Below are 19,445 nucleotides of genomic sequence, written 5' to 3' on the forward strand. Positions count from 1 at the left end.
TCGCGCGCGGCCCAACGCTGCAGGCGAAGGCGTGCAGTTTACCGGCCGCCGTACCGCCCGATCACCTGACGTGGCTTCGCTATAAGATGCAGACCATGAAAAATCGAGGGTTGCCATGACGTCGTTTGCAATCGAAACGCCGGTTTCGGTGGGCTGGATTGGCGCGGGCCGGCTGGCGCGGGCATTGGCCACGCGGGCACACGGCGCCGGTGTACGCACCGTGGCGGTTGCCAACCGTTCAAGCGCACCTGCCGCTTGGCTCGCGCATGCTACAGGCGCCAAGGCCGTCGACGCGCAAGGCGTGGCGGATGCTGCCGACTGGGTGTTCGTGACCGTGCCGGATGACGCCATCCCGGGCGTGGTCGATAACATCCGCTGGCGACCCGGCCAACTCGTCATCCACTGCAGCGGTGCCGGCGAGCGCGACTTGCTGGAGGGCGCTCGCCGGTGCGGCGCGGATACCGCCAGCTTTCATCCGCTGTTTCTGTTTGCCGGCTTGCCCGACGATGCCGAACGTCTGGGCGGCGCGTCCATCGCCATTGACGCCGATGCCCCACACGACGCGGCGCTCGCCAGCTTTGCACTGCGGCTCGGCTGCACGCCGTTGAAAGTGCGTGCCGGGCAACGTGCCCTGTATCACGCCGGGGCCAACTACGCGGCCAGCTTCCTGCTGTGCGCACTCCATGAAGCCGCCACGTTGTGGGAGGCCGCAGGCATCGACCGTGATGCCGCCGTGGCTGCCATGTGGCCGCTGGTGGACGGCACGCTGGCCGCGGCACGCGCACGTGGCCTGGCTGGCGCATTGGCAGGCCCAGTCTCGCGCGGAGACGGCGGCGTCATCGACAAACATCTGCACGCACTGGATGCACTGGGCGCCGATCATGCCGCGCTTTACACAGCGCTCACACGGCGTGCGCTGACCTTGGCGGCCGAACGCGGCGCGCCTTCCGCAGACGTACTGTCCGACCTCGCCGCGCGCCTTGATCCTACGTAATGACGGAGTCGGGATCATTGGCATTGGGTGGCGCGCATGCACCAATCCGGCGCGCGACCTACAATCGGCAGCTTGCTTGCATGCCCGTTCTGCCATGTCCCAACGTCCACACACATCGCCATCTCCTGCTGCGCATGACGCTGCAGACCGCCGTTCGTCCAGCGCGCTGATCCTGCTCGTTGTCGGGCTGGTGCTGGTGGGCGTGAACCTGCGGCCCGCGCTGTCGAGCCTGTCGCCCGTGCTGAAACAGGTGGCGGCTGGCACAGGGTTGTCGGGCGCCACGGCGGGGTTGCTGACGACCCTGCCGGTGTTGTGCCTGGGCCTGTTTGCGCCTGCAGCCGCGGTGCTGGCTCGGCGGTTTGGCGCAGAACGCGCCGTGGGCGGCTTACTGATTGCGTTGGCGGCAGGCATTGCCTTGCGCAGCGCGGGTGGCGTTGCACCGCTCTTCATCGGCACGCTGGCGGCGGGCGCCTGCATTGGCGTGACGGGCGTTCTGTTGCCGGGCATCGTCAAGCGGGATTTCGGCCGCCAGGCTGACCTGATGACAGGCGTCTACACCATGGCGCTGTGCTTTGGTGCGGCGGTGGCAGCCGGCGCCAGCGCGCCGCTTTCGGCATGGCTGGGCGGCTGGCAGCTTGCGTTGGCGTTCTGGGCTCTCCCCGCGCTGCTGGCTTTTGTCGGCTGGTGGCCGCATATGCGGCATGCGCACGGCAAGGGCTCGGCCACTCGGCTGCAGCGTGTGTCACTGTGGAACAAGCCGATTGCCTGGCAGGTGACCCTCCATATGGGGCTGCAATCGTCGCTGGCGTATTGCGTCTTCGGCTGGCTGCCGGTGATCCTGCAAGACCGCGGGCTGTCTGCCGTGCAGTCGGGCGTGGTGGTGGCGGTGTCGATTCTCGTGCAGCTCATCACCGCGCTGGGTGGGCCCTTTGTGGCGCGGCTCGGCCGCGACCAACGCCCCGCCGTGATCTTGATGATGCTGATGTGCTGGGCCGGCCTGATGGGCTGCCTGTATGCGCCGTTGTCGACGCTGTGGTGGTGGGCGGTCTTGTTGGGACTCGGCCAGGGCGGCAATTTCAGCGTGGCGCTGTCGTTGATCGTGCTGCGCTCGGCCGATGCGCGCGTGGCGGCAAGCCTGTCGGCCATGACGCAGGGCATTGGCTACACCATGGCTGCCGCGGGGCCGTATCTCATGGGCGTGCTGCACGATCTGACGGGCAGCTGGGCCGTGATGGGCTGGCTGTTCAGCGCTATTGCGCTCGCATCCCTGGTGGCGGGTTCACTCGCCGGGCGCAACCGTACGCTGCACGCCGGCGAGTGAGACTGCTATCGCAAGGCCTCGATCAAGCCTTGTGCTTCAACGTCCAGTTGGCCAGCGCCTGCATCTGCTCGGTGATCAGGCCGGCGATGCGCTCGTCTGTGAGATCGCCATCGGCGGTGAAGCCGCCGGCAAACGCGTTGGCAAACACTTCCGGCTTGTTCAGCGGATGCAGGTCCAGATACACGCACACCTGACGCAGGTGATACTGCGCGCGCGACGTACCCATGCCGCCGCCCGCGCCCAGGATCGCGACCGGCTTGCCTGCCAGCAACGCGTTGTTGGGTTCGCGCGAGGCCCAGTCAAGAATGTTCTTCAGCGCCGGCGCCAGCGAGTAGTTGTATTCAGGGCAGGCCAGCACCAGCGCATCGGCGCGCCCGATCTGTTCGAGCACGCGCACCACCGAAGCAGGCTTGTCCGTAATGTCGGCGTTGTAGAACGGAATATCCGTCAGATCGGCCACGTCCATTTCAACGCCGGCGGGCACGCGGGTGGACGCCGCACGCAGCAGGCCCTGGTTGGTGGATTTGCGGCGCAGGCTGCCGGCAATGCCGAGAAAATTCAGCGACATGAAGAGCGACTCCGTCAATGTTGGGATTGGCGAGAATAACGGACATTCGCCCGATCAAGAAGGGCCTTGAGCGTTATGCATTCCCAGCGCGAAAGCACCCAGCCTCGTGGTCATCGACCATGCCGGTCGCCTGCATGAAGGCGTAGCAGATGGTCGGGCCGACAAACTTGAAACCGCGCTTGACCAGCGCCTTGCTCATCGCCTTCGACGCATCGGTCGCGGCGGGTGCATCGCGGTAGCTGTCCCATCGGTTGACGATGGTCTTGCCACCGACAAACGACCACAGGAACGCATCGAGCGAACCCATTTCTTCCTGAAGCTCCAGCACTTTCCGCGCGTTGATGACGGCGCCTTCCACCTTGGCGCGATTGCGCACGATGCCCGGATCAGCGAGCAGCTTTTCAATGCGTGCCGGCGTGAAGCGCGCCACGCGTGCCGCATCAAACCCCTCGAACACTTCCTGATAGCGCGCACGCTTGCGCAGGATGGTCTGCCACGACAAACCGGCCTGCGCCCCCTCCAGGATCAGCATCTCGTAGAGGTGACGATCATCGTGCGAGGGCACGCCCCACTCGGTGTCGTGATACGCGATCATCTGCGGGTCTTCGCCCGCCCAGCAGCAGCGCGCCATATGTTGCCTCCTAGATCCAGCCCGATTTGCGCAATTTGCGATACAGCCACACGCAAGCGGTGGCGGTGCACGCCAGAACGATGGGATACCCCGCCGGATGCTCCAGCTCCGGCATGCCTTTGAAGTTCATGCCGTAGTTGCTGAACACCACGGTCGGAATTGCCAGAATAGCGCCCCAACCCGCCAGCCGCTTCACGATGTCGTTCTGCGTGACCGACACCAGCGCCACGTTCACCGAGATGGCCGTGGTCAGCATTTCACGAATCACGTCGAGTGCGCCCACCGCGCGGTGCGCGTGGTCGGCAATATCGCGGAAATACGCGCGCAGCTCTTTGGGCACCACGTCTTCATGCAGGCGCACGAGCTGGCCGGCGATGTCTTCCACTGGCAGCGCAGCGTTGCGCAGCCGCAGAAGCTGGCGCTTGAGCGTATAGAGCCGCTCAATGGCCGCGCGATCGAACGTGTCGCCAAAGATCTGGCTTTCGATCTGCTCGAACTCTTCCTGCAGGCGCTCCAGCACGGGCTGATAGTTGTCGACCACAAAGTCCATCACCGCGTACAACGCAAACGGTGCGCCCTTGGCCAGCAGTTGCGGCGTGCGCTCGCAGCGCTCGCGCACCGGCGAATACGACGCCGACGGCCCGTGCCGCACAGAGACGAGAAAATCCCTGCCGACAAACAGGTGCGTCTCACCAAAGACGACGTTGCCGTTTTCCATTTGCGCGGTGTTCAGCACGATGAAGAGCACGTCGCCGTACAGTTCGAGCTTGGGGCGCTGGTGCGCATTGCGCGCATCTTCAATGGCGAGATCGTGCAGGCCGAACTCCTCCTGCACGCGGTCGAGCATGGCGTTGTCCGGCTCATGCAAACCCAGCCAGACGAACGAGCCCGGCGTGTGCAGTACGTCGCTGATGGCTTCGACGGACAGGTCACGCTCTCGCTTGCCGTTACGGTACAGCGCGCTGTTGATCACCATGGACATGGTTGTCTCCGGAACGCATTCAGCGCGCATTAGCGGTCTGCGGGCTGATCTGCTGTCTTGGTATCGGATGCGGTAGAGGCCTGGGCGGCCAGCGCCGGCACTTCGGCCAGGCGTGTTTCGATCTGCGCCAGCGCTTCGGACAGCGCGTGGACGAGATCATCGGGCAATCCGTCGAGCGTGGCATTGATGAAGGCGATGCGGCGCGGCATGCATTCAAGCACGACGGCCAGGCCAGCATCTGACAGCGACACGTTAGTCAGGCGGTTGTCACGCGCATCGGTTGCGCGTTCGATCCAGCCGAGCTGCTCCAGCACCTTGAGTTGGCGGGTGAGCGCGCCAGGGTCCATCTGCAGGCGCTCGGCGAGCTGCTTCTGGGCCATGCCGCCTCCGGTGTTGTCATGCAGCGCCAGCAGGATGCGCCAGCGCGGCATCGGCTGGCCGACATGCGCCTCGAAGGCGGCCATGAACGCACGATACGTGCGGCCGAACTGGTGCATGACGGCGAAGCGTTCGCGTTCAGAGGTCATCGATCAGGGCTGAGATTGCTGGGGAACCGCGCATCCTAACCGCTCCGGCTTGTTCTCGCCTATCCGGCGCCTATTCCGTATGTTGCACAGGCTCGACATGGTGCAGCACCACGGGCGGCACCCGGCGCACATACCAAAGGCCGATCAACGCTACTACCGTCGCCACAATCAGACCGATATGGATGGCACTGACCAGCACATGGCGCGCGGCTTCGAGCAGAGCCGTACCGTCGTGGCCGGCAACATGCAACTGCGAGAGCAAGGCGGCTTGCGAATCATGATCGATGAGAATTTCGGGATCGGCAAGCTGGCGCAGCCATTGCATCGCGTTATCAGCGCTTAGCGCATTGGCAACGCCCGAGGCATAGCGCTCGCTCACCAGGGTGCCGACCAGCGCCGTGCCCACCATGCCACCGACCATGCGCAGCGATTGCAGCAACGCGGTGGCAATGCCCAGGTGCGCGCGGCCGGCCGTCTGCTGCGCAAACACGGTCAGATTGGGCAGCACGAAACCGAGCCCGAGCCCTGCCAGCAGCATCAGCAACGTCAGCACCGCGTGCGGCATGCCCTTGGACGACACCGACATGCCTGCCACCGCCACGGTCAGCAGCGCAAAGCCGGCATACAGCATGGCATTGGGCTTGGGAATGCGCGTGACGATGCGCCCGTTGATGATGCTGCCCAGCGTGATGCACACCACCAGCGGCGTAATCACCAGGCCGGCTTCCTGAGGCGACATGCCAAACCCGCCCTGGAACAGCAGCGGTGCGTAGAACAGCACCGCAAACATCGAGAAGCCCGACAGCAACGCAAGCATGAACAGCGCAGCCAGCGCCGGATTGCGCAACATGTCAAACGGCAGCAGCGGCTGTTCGGCACGCTGCTCCCACCACCACAGCGCCACGAATGCGGCAGCGGACAGCACCAGCCAACCGAAGAGCGGCAGCGACAGGCCATGCCGCGGCAGCCATTCCACGAACAACTGCAGCGCACCCAGCGCCACCGTGATCAGCACCGCACCCTGCCAGTCCAGCCGGATACGCCCGGTATGCGCGTTCTGGCGCAGATGCGGCAGAAAGCGCCAGGCAAACCACAGCCCCAGCACACCGAACGGAATGTTCACGTAAAACACCGACCGCCAACCGAACGCCTGCGTCATCCAGCCGCCCAGCGTCGGGCCGATGGCGTTGGCAATACCAAACGACGCGCTCAGCATTACCTGCCAGCGCAAACGTACACGCGCATCGGGAAAGAGATCGGGAATGCACGCGTAAGCCGTGCCGACCAGCATGCCGCCACCAATGCCCTGCAGCGCCCGCGACCACACCAAGAACGTCATGCTGCCCGCCATACCGCACATGACCGACGCCAACGTGAACACCACGATGGAGGCAATCACAAACGGCTTGCGTCCGTAGAAATCTCCCAGGCGGCCAAAAATCGGCACCGTCACCACTGACGTCAGCAAATACGACGTTGCCACCCAGGCGTACAGCTCAAAGCCTTTGAGTTCCGCCACCACCGTCGGCAGCGCCGTGCCGACCACGGTTTGGTCGAAGGCGACCAGAACAACGACAAAGCAGATGCCGATCATCGCCAAGAGCGATTCCTTGAACGGCAGAACCTGAGTATGGGAGTGCGGGAGCGCAGTGTGGACGGCCATGGCGGAGGGCGGGAATACAAATGATACATCAACGATTGATGTGTCAACTATATTGTAGCGGGGTCCGGGAGGGCTTGCTGAGAGAGCCAAGGAAAAGTCGCCACTGGAACGCGTAGTCCGCGGTATGGAGGTAGCCGGTCTCGCGCGCTTTTCTACGAGTTTTCCGAATAGGCGTGCTTGGCAAGCGCGGCAATCATGGGCGAGTGCTCGTAGTCTGCCCAGGAGAACCGTATGCTCAGAGCCATCGACGGCGGTGGTGGCGTCCCGACGCCGCCCCAGCCCATCCAACCGCCGCCGCCCCCCAGTGCGCGCGATGTGTCCGATGCCGAGACGGCCCTGAAGAATGCGCTCCAGGGCAAGGCACCCGACGATACAGCGGCGCTGAAGGCTGCCATTGAGAAAATTCAGCAGACGCAGCCCTCAGTCAGCAGAGATGCGCTTGCGCGGGCCGCCATCCTGTTGCAGGCCGCGCACAACGGCCCGGCACGGGCCACGCCGCAACCCAAGGTCGACTCGCTCAAGCAGGCCGCCAGCCAGGTCGGCCTCACGCACGTGTTCGACAACACGACGCTGGACAGCGCCACGCAGTCGCTGTCCGACAAACCGCTGGCAACCGACCAGGCCCCGCCCACGCAAGCCGTGACGCTGCAAGACGCACGGGCCGCCATTCAAGCGGGGCTGGACGGCGGCATGACAGAGGCCGAAGCCGTCAACGCGGCGCGTGCCCAGCTTGGCGGCAGCGAACAAAACGAGACGGTCCTGAGCGAAGCCGCCCTGACCATCGCAGCCGAAAAAGCCGTGGCAGACGGCAAGGTCCCGGCCGATGCCGACCCCATCCAGAATGCTGCCAAGCAGGACGTCTGGCTCGGCATTTTCTCCAAACCCACCATCGACAACGTGGTGAAGGCGCTGCACGTCGAGCTCAAGCCGGCCGCCAACCTGGACGACACCGTCAAGGCCACTCAGACCGCCTTCGAGACCTGGCAGAAAGATAAGGCCGCCAATGCGGACGCGGCCACGCTGGCGCGCGACAAGCAGGCCTATCACACCGCCCTTTCCGATGAACTGAACGCCGCTGCCGGCCAGCCCGACAGCCAGTGGCGTGCCGATCCACTCCAGACCGATCGGCGCCTGCTTGCCGAGCGCCTGGTCGCGCAACGCAACAGCGCCGCAAGTGGCACGCAAGGAGCCCCTGCCGCCGCCAGCGTGCTGAACGACCTGCACGCCGCTGAGATCGTCGACGCCGCGCTGGCCGCGCGCGCGTCGGGCGGCGCCGACGGCAACCTCAAAGCAGCGCAGGCGCTCACCCAGCAGTTGCGCGGCGTGGCCAACACCGACCCGCTCTACGCGAGCGTGATGGACGACGCACGCACGCAGGACATCCAGTCTGGCGCGCTGCAGGACATCACCCAAGCCAGCGGCAAGAACCCGCACGACACGCTGGTGGCAGAAGGCAACGCCCTATCGCGCTACAAGGACACGGTGCTGTACAAGGACCTTGTCAACTCGGTGCTGAACGCCGGCATCACGCACGACAACATTACAAAGGTGGGCACGCCAGGTGAGCTGCGCGACATCGCGGCGCTGCTCGAAGACGTGCAGCGTGCCTCGCCTGAACTGGCGCAGGCGCTCTACACCCAAAACCTGCAAGGCAAGATCGACAGCAAGATCAAAGCGGGCGACCCCGAGGTCTACGCGCCCTCCATGCAAACGCTGGACAAGCGCGACGATTACTACGGCCCCATCAGCCGCATCGTCAACGCGCTGGGCGGCCCGAAGAGCGACGGCGCAGCCCATGTCATGGGCAGCCTGCGGTCCTTCCTCTACAACGCGCAGGCCGACCAGGACCGCTACAAGGAAAACGGCTACACACCGCCCAGCACACCGTTCGACACGCTGGGCCTGGCCAAGGCCAACAATGCATCGATGGCGCCGTACCAGACCATCATCGATGAAGACCCGAACGGCGCGCTGTCGAAAACGCTGCAGAAGCACACCGGCCTGAAGCCATCGCCGCCCACGGTGCCAGTCGGGCCGGACGATGCGGCTCACCTGTCCAAGGCCCAGGCGGCGTTGGACAAGGCGCTGGGCGGCGGCACAGCCGATGCGGCCGGTCTGCAGAAGGCGCTCGATGCCGCGCGCAACGACAAGGCAAACGCCGACATCAGCAACCAGACGTGGGCCCAGGCCGCGGTACTGGCACGTGCCCAGGCGGTGACCGTTGCACGGCAACAGGACAACACCGGCGACAAGACAGGGGACAAGGCCGGGCAGCCCCAAACCCCCAGCGACCCCATCGACCAGGCCACCAAGGACGTCGACGGAGACCAGCTTTTTACCGAACAGGACCTGCAGGACGGCGTGAACGCCCTGCGCACGGGCAACGTGGCGGCAACGCCGGATGCCAAAACGCCCGACACGCAGCGCGACGGCGCCCAGCCCGACACCACCGCCCATCTGGGCCAACTGGTGGCCAGCGGCATGACGATGCCCGAGGCCATTGCCGCCACGCGAGCCTGGCTCGGCGGCAACGAACAGAACGAAGCGATGCTGACGCAATCCGCACTGACGGTGGCTGCGCAGCAACATCTGGAGGACTACTACCAAGACCCGACAAAGGACCCCGTCGATGCCGGGGCCCAGGACCTGGCCAACCTGAAGGTGCTCGACCCGGACGTGCTGCGCGTGACGGCCGGCATCATGAAGCAGGACATTCAGCCCGACCAGAAGGCACTGGACGGCGCGGTTACGCAGGCCCGCACCGACTACGCGGCATGGCAGGACGCCAAGGCCAAATCTGACAAAGCGCCCGACAACGCAGACCTCAAAGCCGCTGCCGCGCGCGCCCTGCAGTCGTATCACAACGACCTCGACCAGGCACTGAACGTAGCCGCCGGCCACAAACCCGAAGATGGCGATTGGCAGCTCAACCCCGACAACGTCGATACTCTGTGGAAAGCGCAGAACGCCGTCACCATGGCCGGCATCGCGCCCGAGATGGAGGCGGCGCGCGGCACCGGCAAGGACTCGCCCGAGTTCAAGCAACTGCTGACGAGCTTCCAGCAATGGCAGACGGGGCTGGGCGCGCAACAGGTGCTGCACATCGCCGCGCATGCCCTGCAAACCAACGGTGGCCCGGGCAAGGGCGACGCGGCGGCGGCCAAACGGCTCACGGGCCTGCTCGCCGGCATGCAGTCCGGTGACCCGCTGTTCGACCAGGTCATGGGGGACGCGAGCATCTCGGGCTTGCAGCAGCGCGCGCTGCAATCCATCCTCGACCATGCACCCATGATGTGCACCGCCGCCAACGACGGCAAGGATTCGCCGCAGGGCCGGCTCAGCGCCATGGGCACGTCGCTCGATGTCTACAAGGGCACGATCTTCTACGCGCAACTGCTGGACGACACGATCCAGGCACCGCAGACCCAGTCGCTGTTTCAGCAGAGCGGCGCCCAGGTATTCGGCAAGGACAAGAAAGACCAGGCCAACGCCGCGGCCGATCAGATGAACGGCGTCGCGCCAGACCTGGCCGCTGCGCTGTACCACAGCCAGTTCCAAGGCAAGCTGGACGTGACTGACCTGAAAGCCATGTCGCGCATTTACGCGGCCGCGGGCGGCGCACGCAACCAGGACATGACCGACCTGCGCAAGCAGATCGAGGGCCTGATGCTCAAGCCCCTCGACAACGGCGGGCTGGGCACAGAATCGGTGGATTCGCGGCTGAACACCACGTACTTTGTTGGCGGCGATGGCATGGCCGTGGTCACCGGACAGGATTTCGGACTGAAGGATGTGAAGGACGACAACGTCCCGATGCAGCTCACGCAGGACATCATCGGCGACAACATCGGCGACGACGTCAGCAAGGAGATCCGGCGCGAGACCGGCTTCAAAGATTCCCCCAAGCCGCCGACGCCGGCCAACGCCGACCCGAACGCGAGCCCACCGCTGAAGAACGACCTGCACTGGGCGCCCGACACCGCAGGCGTGAGCTCGGGCACCACCGCTGGTGTCACGGCCAGCGGCAACACCGTCGGGCTGCCTTGGCAAGACGGCATGCACACCGTCACCAGCCAGGCCCAGGTGTACAACGCCGTCGGTCAGGCATATGGGCTGGACCCGACATACACGGCACGCTCACTGGACGAGCAGCAAGCCATGGCCGACGGCCAGTTTGCGGAATACAGCGGCAACGAAGTCGTCTACGATCACAAGGGCCACAAGACCACACTGGCACAGGTGGCCAGCCAGCTCATGCACGGCGAAGGCGTGAACACGCCCAGCGGCGCCACGCCCGTGGCACTCACCTCGCTGTCGATGCAGTGGTGGGACAACCGCGAGGGCAAGGGCGACGCCAAGCGCCTGGCCATCATGGAGGGCATCGGCACCGACGGGCGCTACATCGACGTGGGCCCCGCCGATACCACCGTGCGCAACGGCTATGGCGACTGGCAATCGCACAGCGGGCTGGATCGCGGCCTGCTGATCGCCCAGCCGCACTGGGTGGTCGACGCCAACGGCAATCTAATGACCGACGACGGTTACTGGAAGACCTACAAGCCCGACGACCACTGGTACAACTGGGAACACCTGAAGACCGATCTGGAGATCGGCCTGACGGTAGCGGCCGGCATCATCACCACCGTCGTACAACCGGAGACCGCTGCGCTGTGGGCCGTGGTGCTGTCGAACTTGGCCGATGCGTACTTTGCGGTGACGGCCGTGGCAGGGGCGGCACACTCGATCAATGCGCTCTCCACCGCCAAGGGTCGTGAAGACCCGTGGAACTGGGTGGGCCTGGGTGCCAACGTGCTGGGCGGTGCGGCCGGCGTAGGCGGGCTCGTGAATCGCACGGCCGTGGCCGCAGCGCGCGTGGGCGCCTACAACGCCGACTTCATGGAGGCGATCAACGCTGTGCGCATCACGCGCGGCGCCAGCGCGGAAGATGCCGCGCGCATCAGCCTGCTCAATGACAATCGCTGGGCCTTGCGCCCGTTCCAGAACAACCTCACCAACGCCGTGCTCAGCCACGCGCTGTATGGGTCGCCCGCGGCAACCGCCAACGCGGCGCAACGGCTGAATGCCGTGTTCGGCGTCACGCGCAACCCGGGCGTCGTCGCAGACCTCACGCAGGGCACGCTACGCTTGCAGCGGCTGAATGAGGCCATCCCGCTACTCAACCGGGCGGACGTGCTCGCCAGGTTGCCCGCACGCCTGCGTCGGCTGGCCGGGCTGCGGTTCCTGGGCGGCGGCGCCCTCGCCTATCGACTGATGGGTACCGGCGCGCTCAACACCAACCTCGCGGCGATGCTGCACCAGGGGCAGTCGCTGGCGACATCCAACGGCCAGGCCACGGGCGAAGACTGGGTGCAGTTCTTCACCTCGGCGGGGCTCATGGGTGCCGGCATGGGCGTGGCGCGCCAGCATGGCGCATCGCAGCGGCAGGCCTACGAGGCGGCGGCGGCCAACCTGGCTGCTTCCGGCATGCGCATGCCGGGCGTGGCGCCCGACCCGGGCAGCACGCCGGTACAACGCGTGGTGCCCGAGCTTGGGCCGCGTGGCGCCGAATCGGCACTCGAATCGCAGCAGGCGCTGCTTGCCAGGGTGCAGACAGACGGTGCACAGGGTGCGTTGAACAATAACCAGGTGTACTGCCTGTACTCCCGCACGGGCGGCGTCACCGGCCCGGAAGACACCATGCCGGGCGAATTCTATTTTCCCCGCCTGATCGCACTGGCAGAGCAGCGTCCCGAAGGGGCCTACACCGTGTCGCAAGCCGACGGCGCCTTCGTTGACAGCACGATGCCGACGGAAGGCCGCGCGCGCACCACGTTCTATCACTTCATGCGCGAAGACGGCCGGGTCGACCCGGACGCCGTCACCGAGCGCGTCTATGTCAATGCAAAGACGCCGCATGTACTCGACGTGCTCGACTTCCTGGTGCGCGGCGTGGTGGACCAGCCCGGGCGCTTCCCCGGCATCTACGCGGCCAAGGCGGCCGGCCCTGACGCCGCCGGCCCGCGCGCCGACAACATCGTCGTGTATGCCACCGACCGCGCGGCCGTGGACCGCGTGGTGGAGGCGTTGCGGCATTACCAACAGCAGCATCCGGACTACTTCCACGACACGGTGCCGTCGATGACCGAGGCGCAGCTGCGCGGCGTGTCCACCGCAGCGGAACCGACCCCTGCGATGGTCGACCGGTTGCTCAGCGCCATCGACAGATTTGCCGCCGGCAACACACAATTTGGCACCTCCGACATCGGCCGCACACCCAGCCCGGAACAGAGCTTTGGCGGCATCCGCGCCTACGCAATCTCCTTGGCCCAGCACGACACCGTGCTGGCTCAGCAGGCCGCGGCGCAATACGGCGTACCGTTCGATTACAGCGCCGCGCTGCAGAAAGCCACCAGCCGGCGCTTTGCCGAAATCGGCATCGACCCCGCCAACCCCGCGCGCAACCTCGGCGGCCCCGTGTCACGCCCGGCCGGCTCGCCCGATTACAGCGGCACCGGCACGCAATACCGCCCCCACGACGGCACATACCAGACCACGCCGGCCGACCGCGTGACGATGTCGTTTGGTGGCGCACCGCTGCCGCCCAGCGCCCACGCATTGATTGGCGCCTCCGACACGCTCACGCGCCAATTGCGCCTGCTGCACGACGCGGGCTGGACGGTGCGCCTCGGACACAGCAACCGCGGCTCTGCGGTGGATACCGAGCGCAAGACCATCACGCTTGACGCCAACGCGCCCGACGCCGGCGCGCTGGTCTACACGCTGAGCCATGAGGCCGACCACGCTGTGAAGGCCGAACTCGATCTGCAGGGCCTGCAACACCACAGCGAGGGCAGCTTCGTGCGGACCTTGCTCGCCGGCGAGGCCAGCGCGCAGGGCAACGCGTTCAACGTCCGCGACGAGGTGCTGGCCGCAACCGGTGTAGACATCGGCGCCCGCGCGCAGATGCCGCAGCCCCTGGAACAGGCCTACGCGCAGTGGGATGCGAACAACCCCGAGGCCTACCTGCGCCTGGCGCAGACCATGGCGAGCATGCGCACGTCCGTCGCGCCAGACCAGACCTACGTGCAGTACTACGCCTCGCACTGGAACGGCGACGCGCCCGGCACACCGCACATGCCAGCGCCGGCGACAGCGTCGGGCGCCCAAAAAGCGGCGCAGGCTGCCGAATGGCTCGATGTGAAAGACTTGCGGACATTGCGGCACGTGCCCGGCGCCGAGGTGCCCAGGCTGAGCGATCTGGCCAACAAGGCGGGCAGCAACACCGTCCTGATCGCGCTCAAGGGCACCAGCCAGCCGGACGGCACGCCCGTCATCATCGCGACCACGCAACTGCGCGACGACGGCACCTTCGCGCCGCCCCAGGCCGTACGTGGCAGCAACGTCCCCAAGATCGTCAAGCGCGCCGTGCGTGGCGACAACTCAGCCATGCACACCGCACGCAAGGGCGTCGACTTCTACATCAGCCCCGTGTCGTACGAGCGGTTGCAGGCCTTTGGCGGCCCATCGCGCATCAATGGCGATGAGGGTTCTCATGTGCTCTCGCCTGCGGCCGACAAGATCGACACCGAGGTGGTCGACCATATCCAGCAGCTTGGTGGGGCCAAGCGCTACAAGAGCGTGCAAGAGGCGACCAGCGCCGCGAAGGACGACAACATCATCTACGTCATCGACAAGAAAGGCGGTGCCCCGAAGGGCCATGCCAAGCGCGGTACCGACGGCACGTGGACATACCACGTGGATGCACCGATGGACGGCGCCACCGTGCCCGAACGCAGCCTCGAAGCCGCCTTTGCCAAGCAGCAGACGCACGGCGCACGCACACTGCGCAGCGCGCCGCGCGGCGTACGGTTCGTGGTCAGCTCGGTGCAGCCCGAGACGGTCAAGGAACTGGGCGGCTTCCTGGAGCCGCGCACGCTATGGAAGCGGGCCGAATACGGCATGCCGGCCTTCAAGCCGGGCGAAATTGCACAGGCGACCACCACACTGAACCGACAGGCCAACGGCGGCTTCCTGCGCGGGCGCGCTGCGCAGCTTCTGCAATGGCGGCAGCGCACGCTGGAGGAGCCCGTCACCACCGGCACGCCGCTGGAAGCCTCCGCTCTGGGCTACGCCAACGCGCGCATGTTGCCCGACACCGACGCCCATGCGCTCGACTACAGCGGACCGAACATCGTCCACCTGCGCGACCTGGTGAAGCAAGGCTGGCTCGAAGCCGGCACGCACTACATCTACGTCTACAAGACAGGCGACAACGCGGGCGAGCTGGGCGCCCATACGCCCACCGGCCGGCTGGAGCCTGATGGCAACGCCCTCACGTGGTATGGCGCCTGGAACAAGGCAGCCGCGCAGCAGAACGGCACCCCGGCCAAGGAACTGGCCGTCGGTCACGACAGCTTTGGCGCGGATACCCACTTCCTGCTCACGCGTCTGCCGCCCGATCAATTCGAGGCATGGCAGCGCAGCGGCACCGGCCTGGATATTGGCGTGTACCAGCCGGTGCTCTCCAGCACCACCACGGTGGCGCTGCCGCCCGATGCACCCAAGCTGGGCAACCTCACCCGCCCGCTGGACGAGGTCGAGCTGCTGGCCGGAAAGAAGGACGATCCCTATGCCAGCAATGTCGAATTCAAATCGGTCAAGGACCACGCGCCCGAGGTCGTGATGGCCGATGCGCAGCTCTGGCGCAAGATCAAGCTCAAGCTGCGCGTGGCACGCGACGTGGCCGCCAACACCGTGTCGCGCCGCGTGCCGTTCGCGGGCAAACGCATCGCACAGCGGTACTCGGCAGCGGCCACAGGTGACCGGCACATGGTCAACACGTTCCTGCGTTCGGAATTTCCGCTCCAGGCACGGCTAGCGCCGATGGGCCGGGCATATCGCCTGCGCGACGACCCCGCCAAGGCGCTCGCGTTCATCAAAAAAACGGGCGGCGCCATGCCGGTGATCTCGCTGGTGGTCGACCCGTATTCGCTGCGCGCCGCCGTCGGCAAGCGCCAGGACCCGAGCTTTGTGCGGGCCGCCAAGCAGATCGATGAAAGCAACGCCACCATCGACCATAGGAATGCGCAGATCAAATCCGGCAAGGGCGCCGATACGAAGAAGCTGTTCCTCGACGATCTGCACCAGTCGCATCTCGACAAATGGCTCGACCTGTCGGCGAAGACTGGCGTGGTCATCCGCCTGGAATTTGCGCCGTCGCGGCCACACATCGGCCCCAACGACCACTTCACCGCGCGCACCAATGACGCGTACGACAACCACGTACGGCTGTTCTCGATGCTCGAGAAGTGGGGCGCCACCCACCCCGATGTATCGGCGCCGCACGTCATGGTGAGCTTCCACGGCTGGGATACCGTGCTCGAGCCCGTGCCGGGCGGCGGCAACGCCAAGCTCGTCGAACAGGTGCTGGAGCGCCCCACGCTGCCCTGGGTGCATATGGGCCTGTCGTACGCCACCAATGGCGCCGACGCCATCGCCAACGAACGGCTGAACACCGCCGTGGCCGACATGGTGCTGCGCTTTGAGCAAGACGGCGCGCCCACCCAGGGCCGGCTGCATGGCGACGACGCCCTCACGCGTGTGTTCGAGCGCCCCTCCAAGAGCCAGTACGACGCCCAGAACCAGGTACTGCTGGCCGAGATCGCGCGGCTGGGCAAGCAGAAGTACAACCTGTCGGACAGCGACGTCAACGCGATCATCGACCGCGTTTTCAATGGCAACACGAGCGCGCTCGTCAATCGCGCCCGCGCCACCGAGATCGACTTTGCCAAACCGCTGTGGGAAGCCAAGCGGCGCCTGGGTCCGACAGAAAAACGCGCCAACCAGTTTGCCGACCAATGGAAGACCGAGATGGGCGTAGCTGCGCGCCCCGCGGGCGTCAAGGCGCTGCCGGCATCGGCTCGCAACCCGGCCACGCCCCTGCCTCCCTGGAAGGACATGGTGAAAGCGAAAGCGCTGTCGGTGGACGCATCAGGCGAACTGCAGAGCGCGGGGCGAGTGGAAACCACGCAGACCGCGCAAAAGGGGCTGGCCGCACCCAGACAGGCCTCGGCGGAGCTCAATGCGCTTGGCGTGGCGGGCGCCAAGCCCAAGGGTGGCGCGAGCGTGCGAGAAACGGTGACCGTTGGGGCCTCCGTGGTAGGGGGCATGGGTGCGGTACTGATCGGCATACCGGGCACCGGCGCCACTACGATTTCGCTCGCCAGCAACCCCTCCATGCTGCTGCTGCGGGTCGGCCGCTCGGCGCAGGTGCTGCATCAGGCGACGATGGCGACGATCGAGCGGGCGGACCCACGCGTCTTCAGCGAGGCCACGCAGACGATGGTCGACCGGCTGGTCAAGGCCTTGCCAAACCACAAGGAAAAGACGGAGCCGGACGACCTGGCAAAGATTGAGGACCGCCTGCGCACCTTCGTTGCCGAAGCCAACTGGAGCGTGCACAACATCTACCAGCGCCTGGGCAATCGGGAAATCACGCGCACACAGTCCAGTGAGGCCACGCAAGCCGTGTCGGCCGATCTGGTCAAACAGATCCAGGCCATCTTCAGCGGCACCGGGCTGCAGCAGGTGCACCTGGGCCACCCGCGCACCAAGCTCGGCTATTGGGGCAGGCAGATCGCCATCGGCGGTTACAGTATGGGCCTCGCCTCGTATGCGCATGCGATGTGGGCCAAGGCGTGGACACTGGGGCACGATTCGGCCATTTGGTACGTGCTGCCCACGGGCGGCACAGTAGCGTCGATTGCGTACACCACCGGCGTGCTGCTCGGGCGCGGGCGCAACATCGACATCGAGCAGCGCAGCCGCACGGTGCGCGGGCTCGATATCTCGGCAGATACGCTCGCCGCCACCGGCGGCATGCTGCTGGCCGCCGCGCAGATGGCGGGTGGCGACTACATCAAGGGCGTGCCGATGCTGCTGTCGTCGGGCGCGCTCGGCCTCTCACGCTTCAGCTCGCACTTTCCGAATGCGTCGGAGTTTGTCAGCAAGCACAAGATCGCCATCGCGCTGCTGCCCCTGTCGGCGTATGCATTCAACCTGATCAAGCCGCTGTTCATGCAGGACGACAAGAACAAGCGCCCGCCCGGCACATCGGCTGTTACGCCGTCGCCTAGCGCATCACCGAGTGCATCGGCATCGCCTTCGGTGTCACCGTCGCCATCGGTCTCGCCGTCCGCGTCGCTCTCACCGTCAAGCTCGCCTTCGTCGTCGGCCAGCCCGACTGCGCCGTCAACCAGTCAGCCTCCGAGCACACCGGCCACCCCGCAACCCACGCATTCCGAGTACGTGGTGCAGCAGGGCGATACGCTCAACGGCATTGCCGACCGGTATCGCACGCCGCTGTTGCACGAGGCGCACGTCTCCGATGCGCAGCGCCAGTCCATGTCGGATGAGCAGCAGGTCGAGGCAGCCTTGGCGCAGTTGCTGCAGATCAACCCACAGTTCGCACATCGCAATGTCGGACTGATCCACCCGGACGAGCCTATCGTGATCGTGCCGTGAGCCGCGTGGCCGAGTCGGGTTCCCACCGGCCGCGGGGGCGACGCGGCCGCCCTATGCCGTCGAGCCGAGAGCATCGACGGCATGCGCGCCTGCCCGCCGCAATGCTGCGTGGCGCGTTCAGGTGCTGGCCACGAAGCGAGCCACATCGGAAAGCACAGGCCCCAGAAACTGAAGCGGCGAAGCCAGCGCGGCCACAAGCGTTTTATGGTCCAGCCGTGGATAAACCTTGAGCTCCACCGGGTGGCGATACTCCATCAGACGTTCGGCGAGTGACAGCGTATTTCGCCGGACATCCACGTAGGCATCGTGCTCCCCGGTGAGCAGCAATGCAGGAGGCAACCATCCCTGGCTGACGTGGAACAGCGGCTGGCTATCGGCTGTTTCGTTCGGATGGTTGAACACCGGTTTCACATCAGCCGCCTGAATCGGAAGGAAGTTGTAGGGGCCAGCCATGCCGATCCAGCCCGACAGCGTTTCGATGCGCAGACCCTGCGCCGCCAGCCAGCGGCTATCGGTTGCCAACATTGCTGCGTTGTAGGCGCCCGCGCTGTGCCCCGCGACGAACAGGCGCGCGCCGGCATGGCCCTGCCGATCCAGCCACCGCCGCGCGAAAGCCGTGGCGGCTGCGCAGTCCAGCAGGAAGTCTGGGTAGCGCACCTCCGGATACAGCCGGTAGTCGGCAACCATCGCAAGCGCCCCAGCGGCAGCCAACGCTTCACCTACGAATGCATAATCCTTGCGGTCGCCGTCGCGCCACGACCCGCCATAGAAGAACACAACCGCACGAGGCGGCCCTTCCATCGGGCGGACAGGTCGATAAACGTCCAGCCTTTGGCGTGAGTGTGGGCCGTAGGCCAGACCCAGCGCTGGCAAGCTTGCGTCGGACTTGGACACCGCATTCAGGACATCCAGGGCAGAACACCCGGCAAGGTTCGCCAAGGCGGCTGCCATCCATGCTCGGCGCGTCACACCAGGCATCGACGACCTCCATGCGACACCGAAGCCGAGCGAACACACGGATAGCGGCCAACGCCGCACATGCGTGGTGGGATACGGAACAATTGAAGGCGCATACACGTTCAAGGTGAAGACAATGGGCTCGACCATATACGCGGGCATGCTCGCGCTGGATGCACTGTCCAGCATGGATTCGCAAAGAGACGACCCATCGGGGCTCCGATCGATGTGCCCTGCGCGGCGGTCGACTTCGCTTGCCCCACGGACGTATCCGCGCCA

General features: G+C 65.9%; 10 protein-coding genes. 4 read left to right on the plus strand and 6 right to left on the minus strand.

What is annotated here, in order from left to right; all coding sequences use genetic code 11:
- Window positions 1–115 precede the first annotated feature (115 nt).
- From ACEN9T_RS03320 to ACEN9T_RS03330, 3 genes are read left to right on the plus strand one after another with little or no spacing between them, the layout of a single operon-like run.
- The gene (locus ACEN9T_RS03320) at window positions 116–994 is read left to right on the plus strand and encodes a Rossmann-like and DUF2520 domain-containing protein (protein ID WP_092971267.1); all 879 of its coding nucleotides are present in this window, start codon (window positions 116–118) and stop codon (window positions 992–994) included.
- Window positions 995–1,030: 36 nt separating this feature from the next.
- Window positions 1,031–1,132, plus strand: coding sequence for a hypothetical protein (locus ACEN9T_RS03325; RefSeq protein WP_139219359.1), 102 nt, complete (start codon window positions 1,031–1,033; stop codon window positions 1,130–1,132).
- Window positions 1,089–2,315 (plus strand): CynX/NimT family MFS transporter, encoded by a 1,227-nt coding sequence (locus tag ACEN9T_RS03330; RefSeq protein WP_092971266.1) that lies wholly within the window; start codon window positions 1,089–1,091, stop codon window positions 2,313–2,315. The genes ACEN9T_RS03325 and ACEN9T_RS03330 overlap by 44 nt, the downstream gene beginning before the upstream one ends.
- A gap of 22 nt (window positions 2,316–2,337) precedes the next feature.
- Here the strand turns inward: ACEN9T_RS03330 and ACEN9T_RS03335 are convergent, their stop codons facing one another.
- From ACEN9T_RS03335 to ACEN9T_RS03355, 5 genes are all read right to left on the minus strand, one after another.
- Window positions 2,338–2,883, minus strand: a complete 546-nt coding sequence (locus ACEN9T_RS03335; protein WP_092971265.1) for an NADPH-dependent FMN reductase — start codon at window positions 2,881–2,883, stop codon at window positions 2,338–2,340.
- 73 nt (window positions 2,884–2,956) lie between these two features.
- Window positions 2,957–3,514 carry a DNA-3-methyladenine glycosylase I gene (locus tag ACEN9T_RS03340; protein WP_413706425.1) on the minus strand — a complete coding sequence of 186 codons (558 nt, stop codon included), beginning with the start codon at window positions 3,512–3,514 and terminating at the stop codon, window positions 2,957–2,959.
- Window positions 3,515–3,524: 10 nt separating this feature from the next.
- Window positions 3,525–4,496, minus strand: coding sequence for a magnesium and cobalt transport protein CorA (locus tag ACEN9T_RS03345; protein ID WP_092971241.1), 972 nt, complete (start codon window positions 4,494–4,496; stop codon window positions 3,525–3,527).
- Between the two features lie 29 nt (window positions 4,497–4,525).
- Complete coding sequence (locus ACEN9T_RS03350) at window positions 4,526–5,023, minus strand: MarR family winged helix-turn-helix transcriptional regulator (RefSeq protein WP_092971240.1); 498 nt, start codon at window positions 5,021–5,023, stop codon at window positions 4,526–4,528.
- 70 nt (window positions 5,024–5,093) lie between these two features.
- Complete coding sequence (locus ACEN9T_RS03355; RefSeq protein WP_413706426.1) at window positions 5,094–6,686, minus strand: MFS transporter; 1,593 nt, start codon at window positions 6,684–6,686, stop codon at window positions 5,094–5,096.
- 231 nt (window positions 6,687–6,917) lie between these two features.
- Here ACEN9T_RS03355 and ACEN9T_RS03360 point away from each other — a divergent pair, with 231 nt between their 5' ends.
- Window positions 6,918–18,209, plus strand: a complete 11,292-nt coding sequence (locus ACEN9T_RS03360; protein WP_413706427.1) for an LWXIA domain-containing protein — start codon at window positions 6,918–6,920, stop codon at window positions 18,207–18,209.
- A 117-nt stretch (window positions 18,210–18,326) separates the two neighbouring features.
- Here the strand turns inward: ACEN9T_RS03360 and ACEN9T_RS03365 are convergent, their stop codons facing one another.
- Window positions 18,327–19,187 (minus strand): alpha/beta hydrolase, encoded by an 861-nt coding sequence (locus tag ACEN9T_RS03365; RefSeq protein WP_092971366.1) that lies wholly within the window; start codon window positions 19,185–19,187, stop codon window positions 18,327–18,329.
- Window positions 19,188–19,445: the final 258 nt, after the last annotated feature.

The sequence above is a fragment of the Ralstonia sp. Ralssp110 genome (assembly GCF_047325135.1).
GTDB lineage: Bacteria > Pseudomonadota > Gammaproteobacteria > Burkholderiales > Burkholderiaceae > Ralstonia > Ralstonia mojiangensis.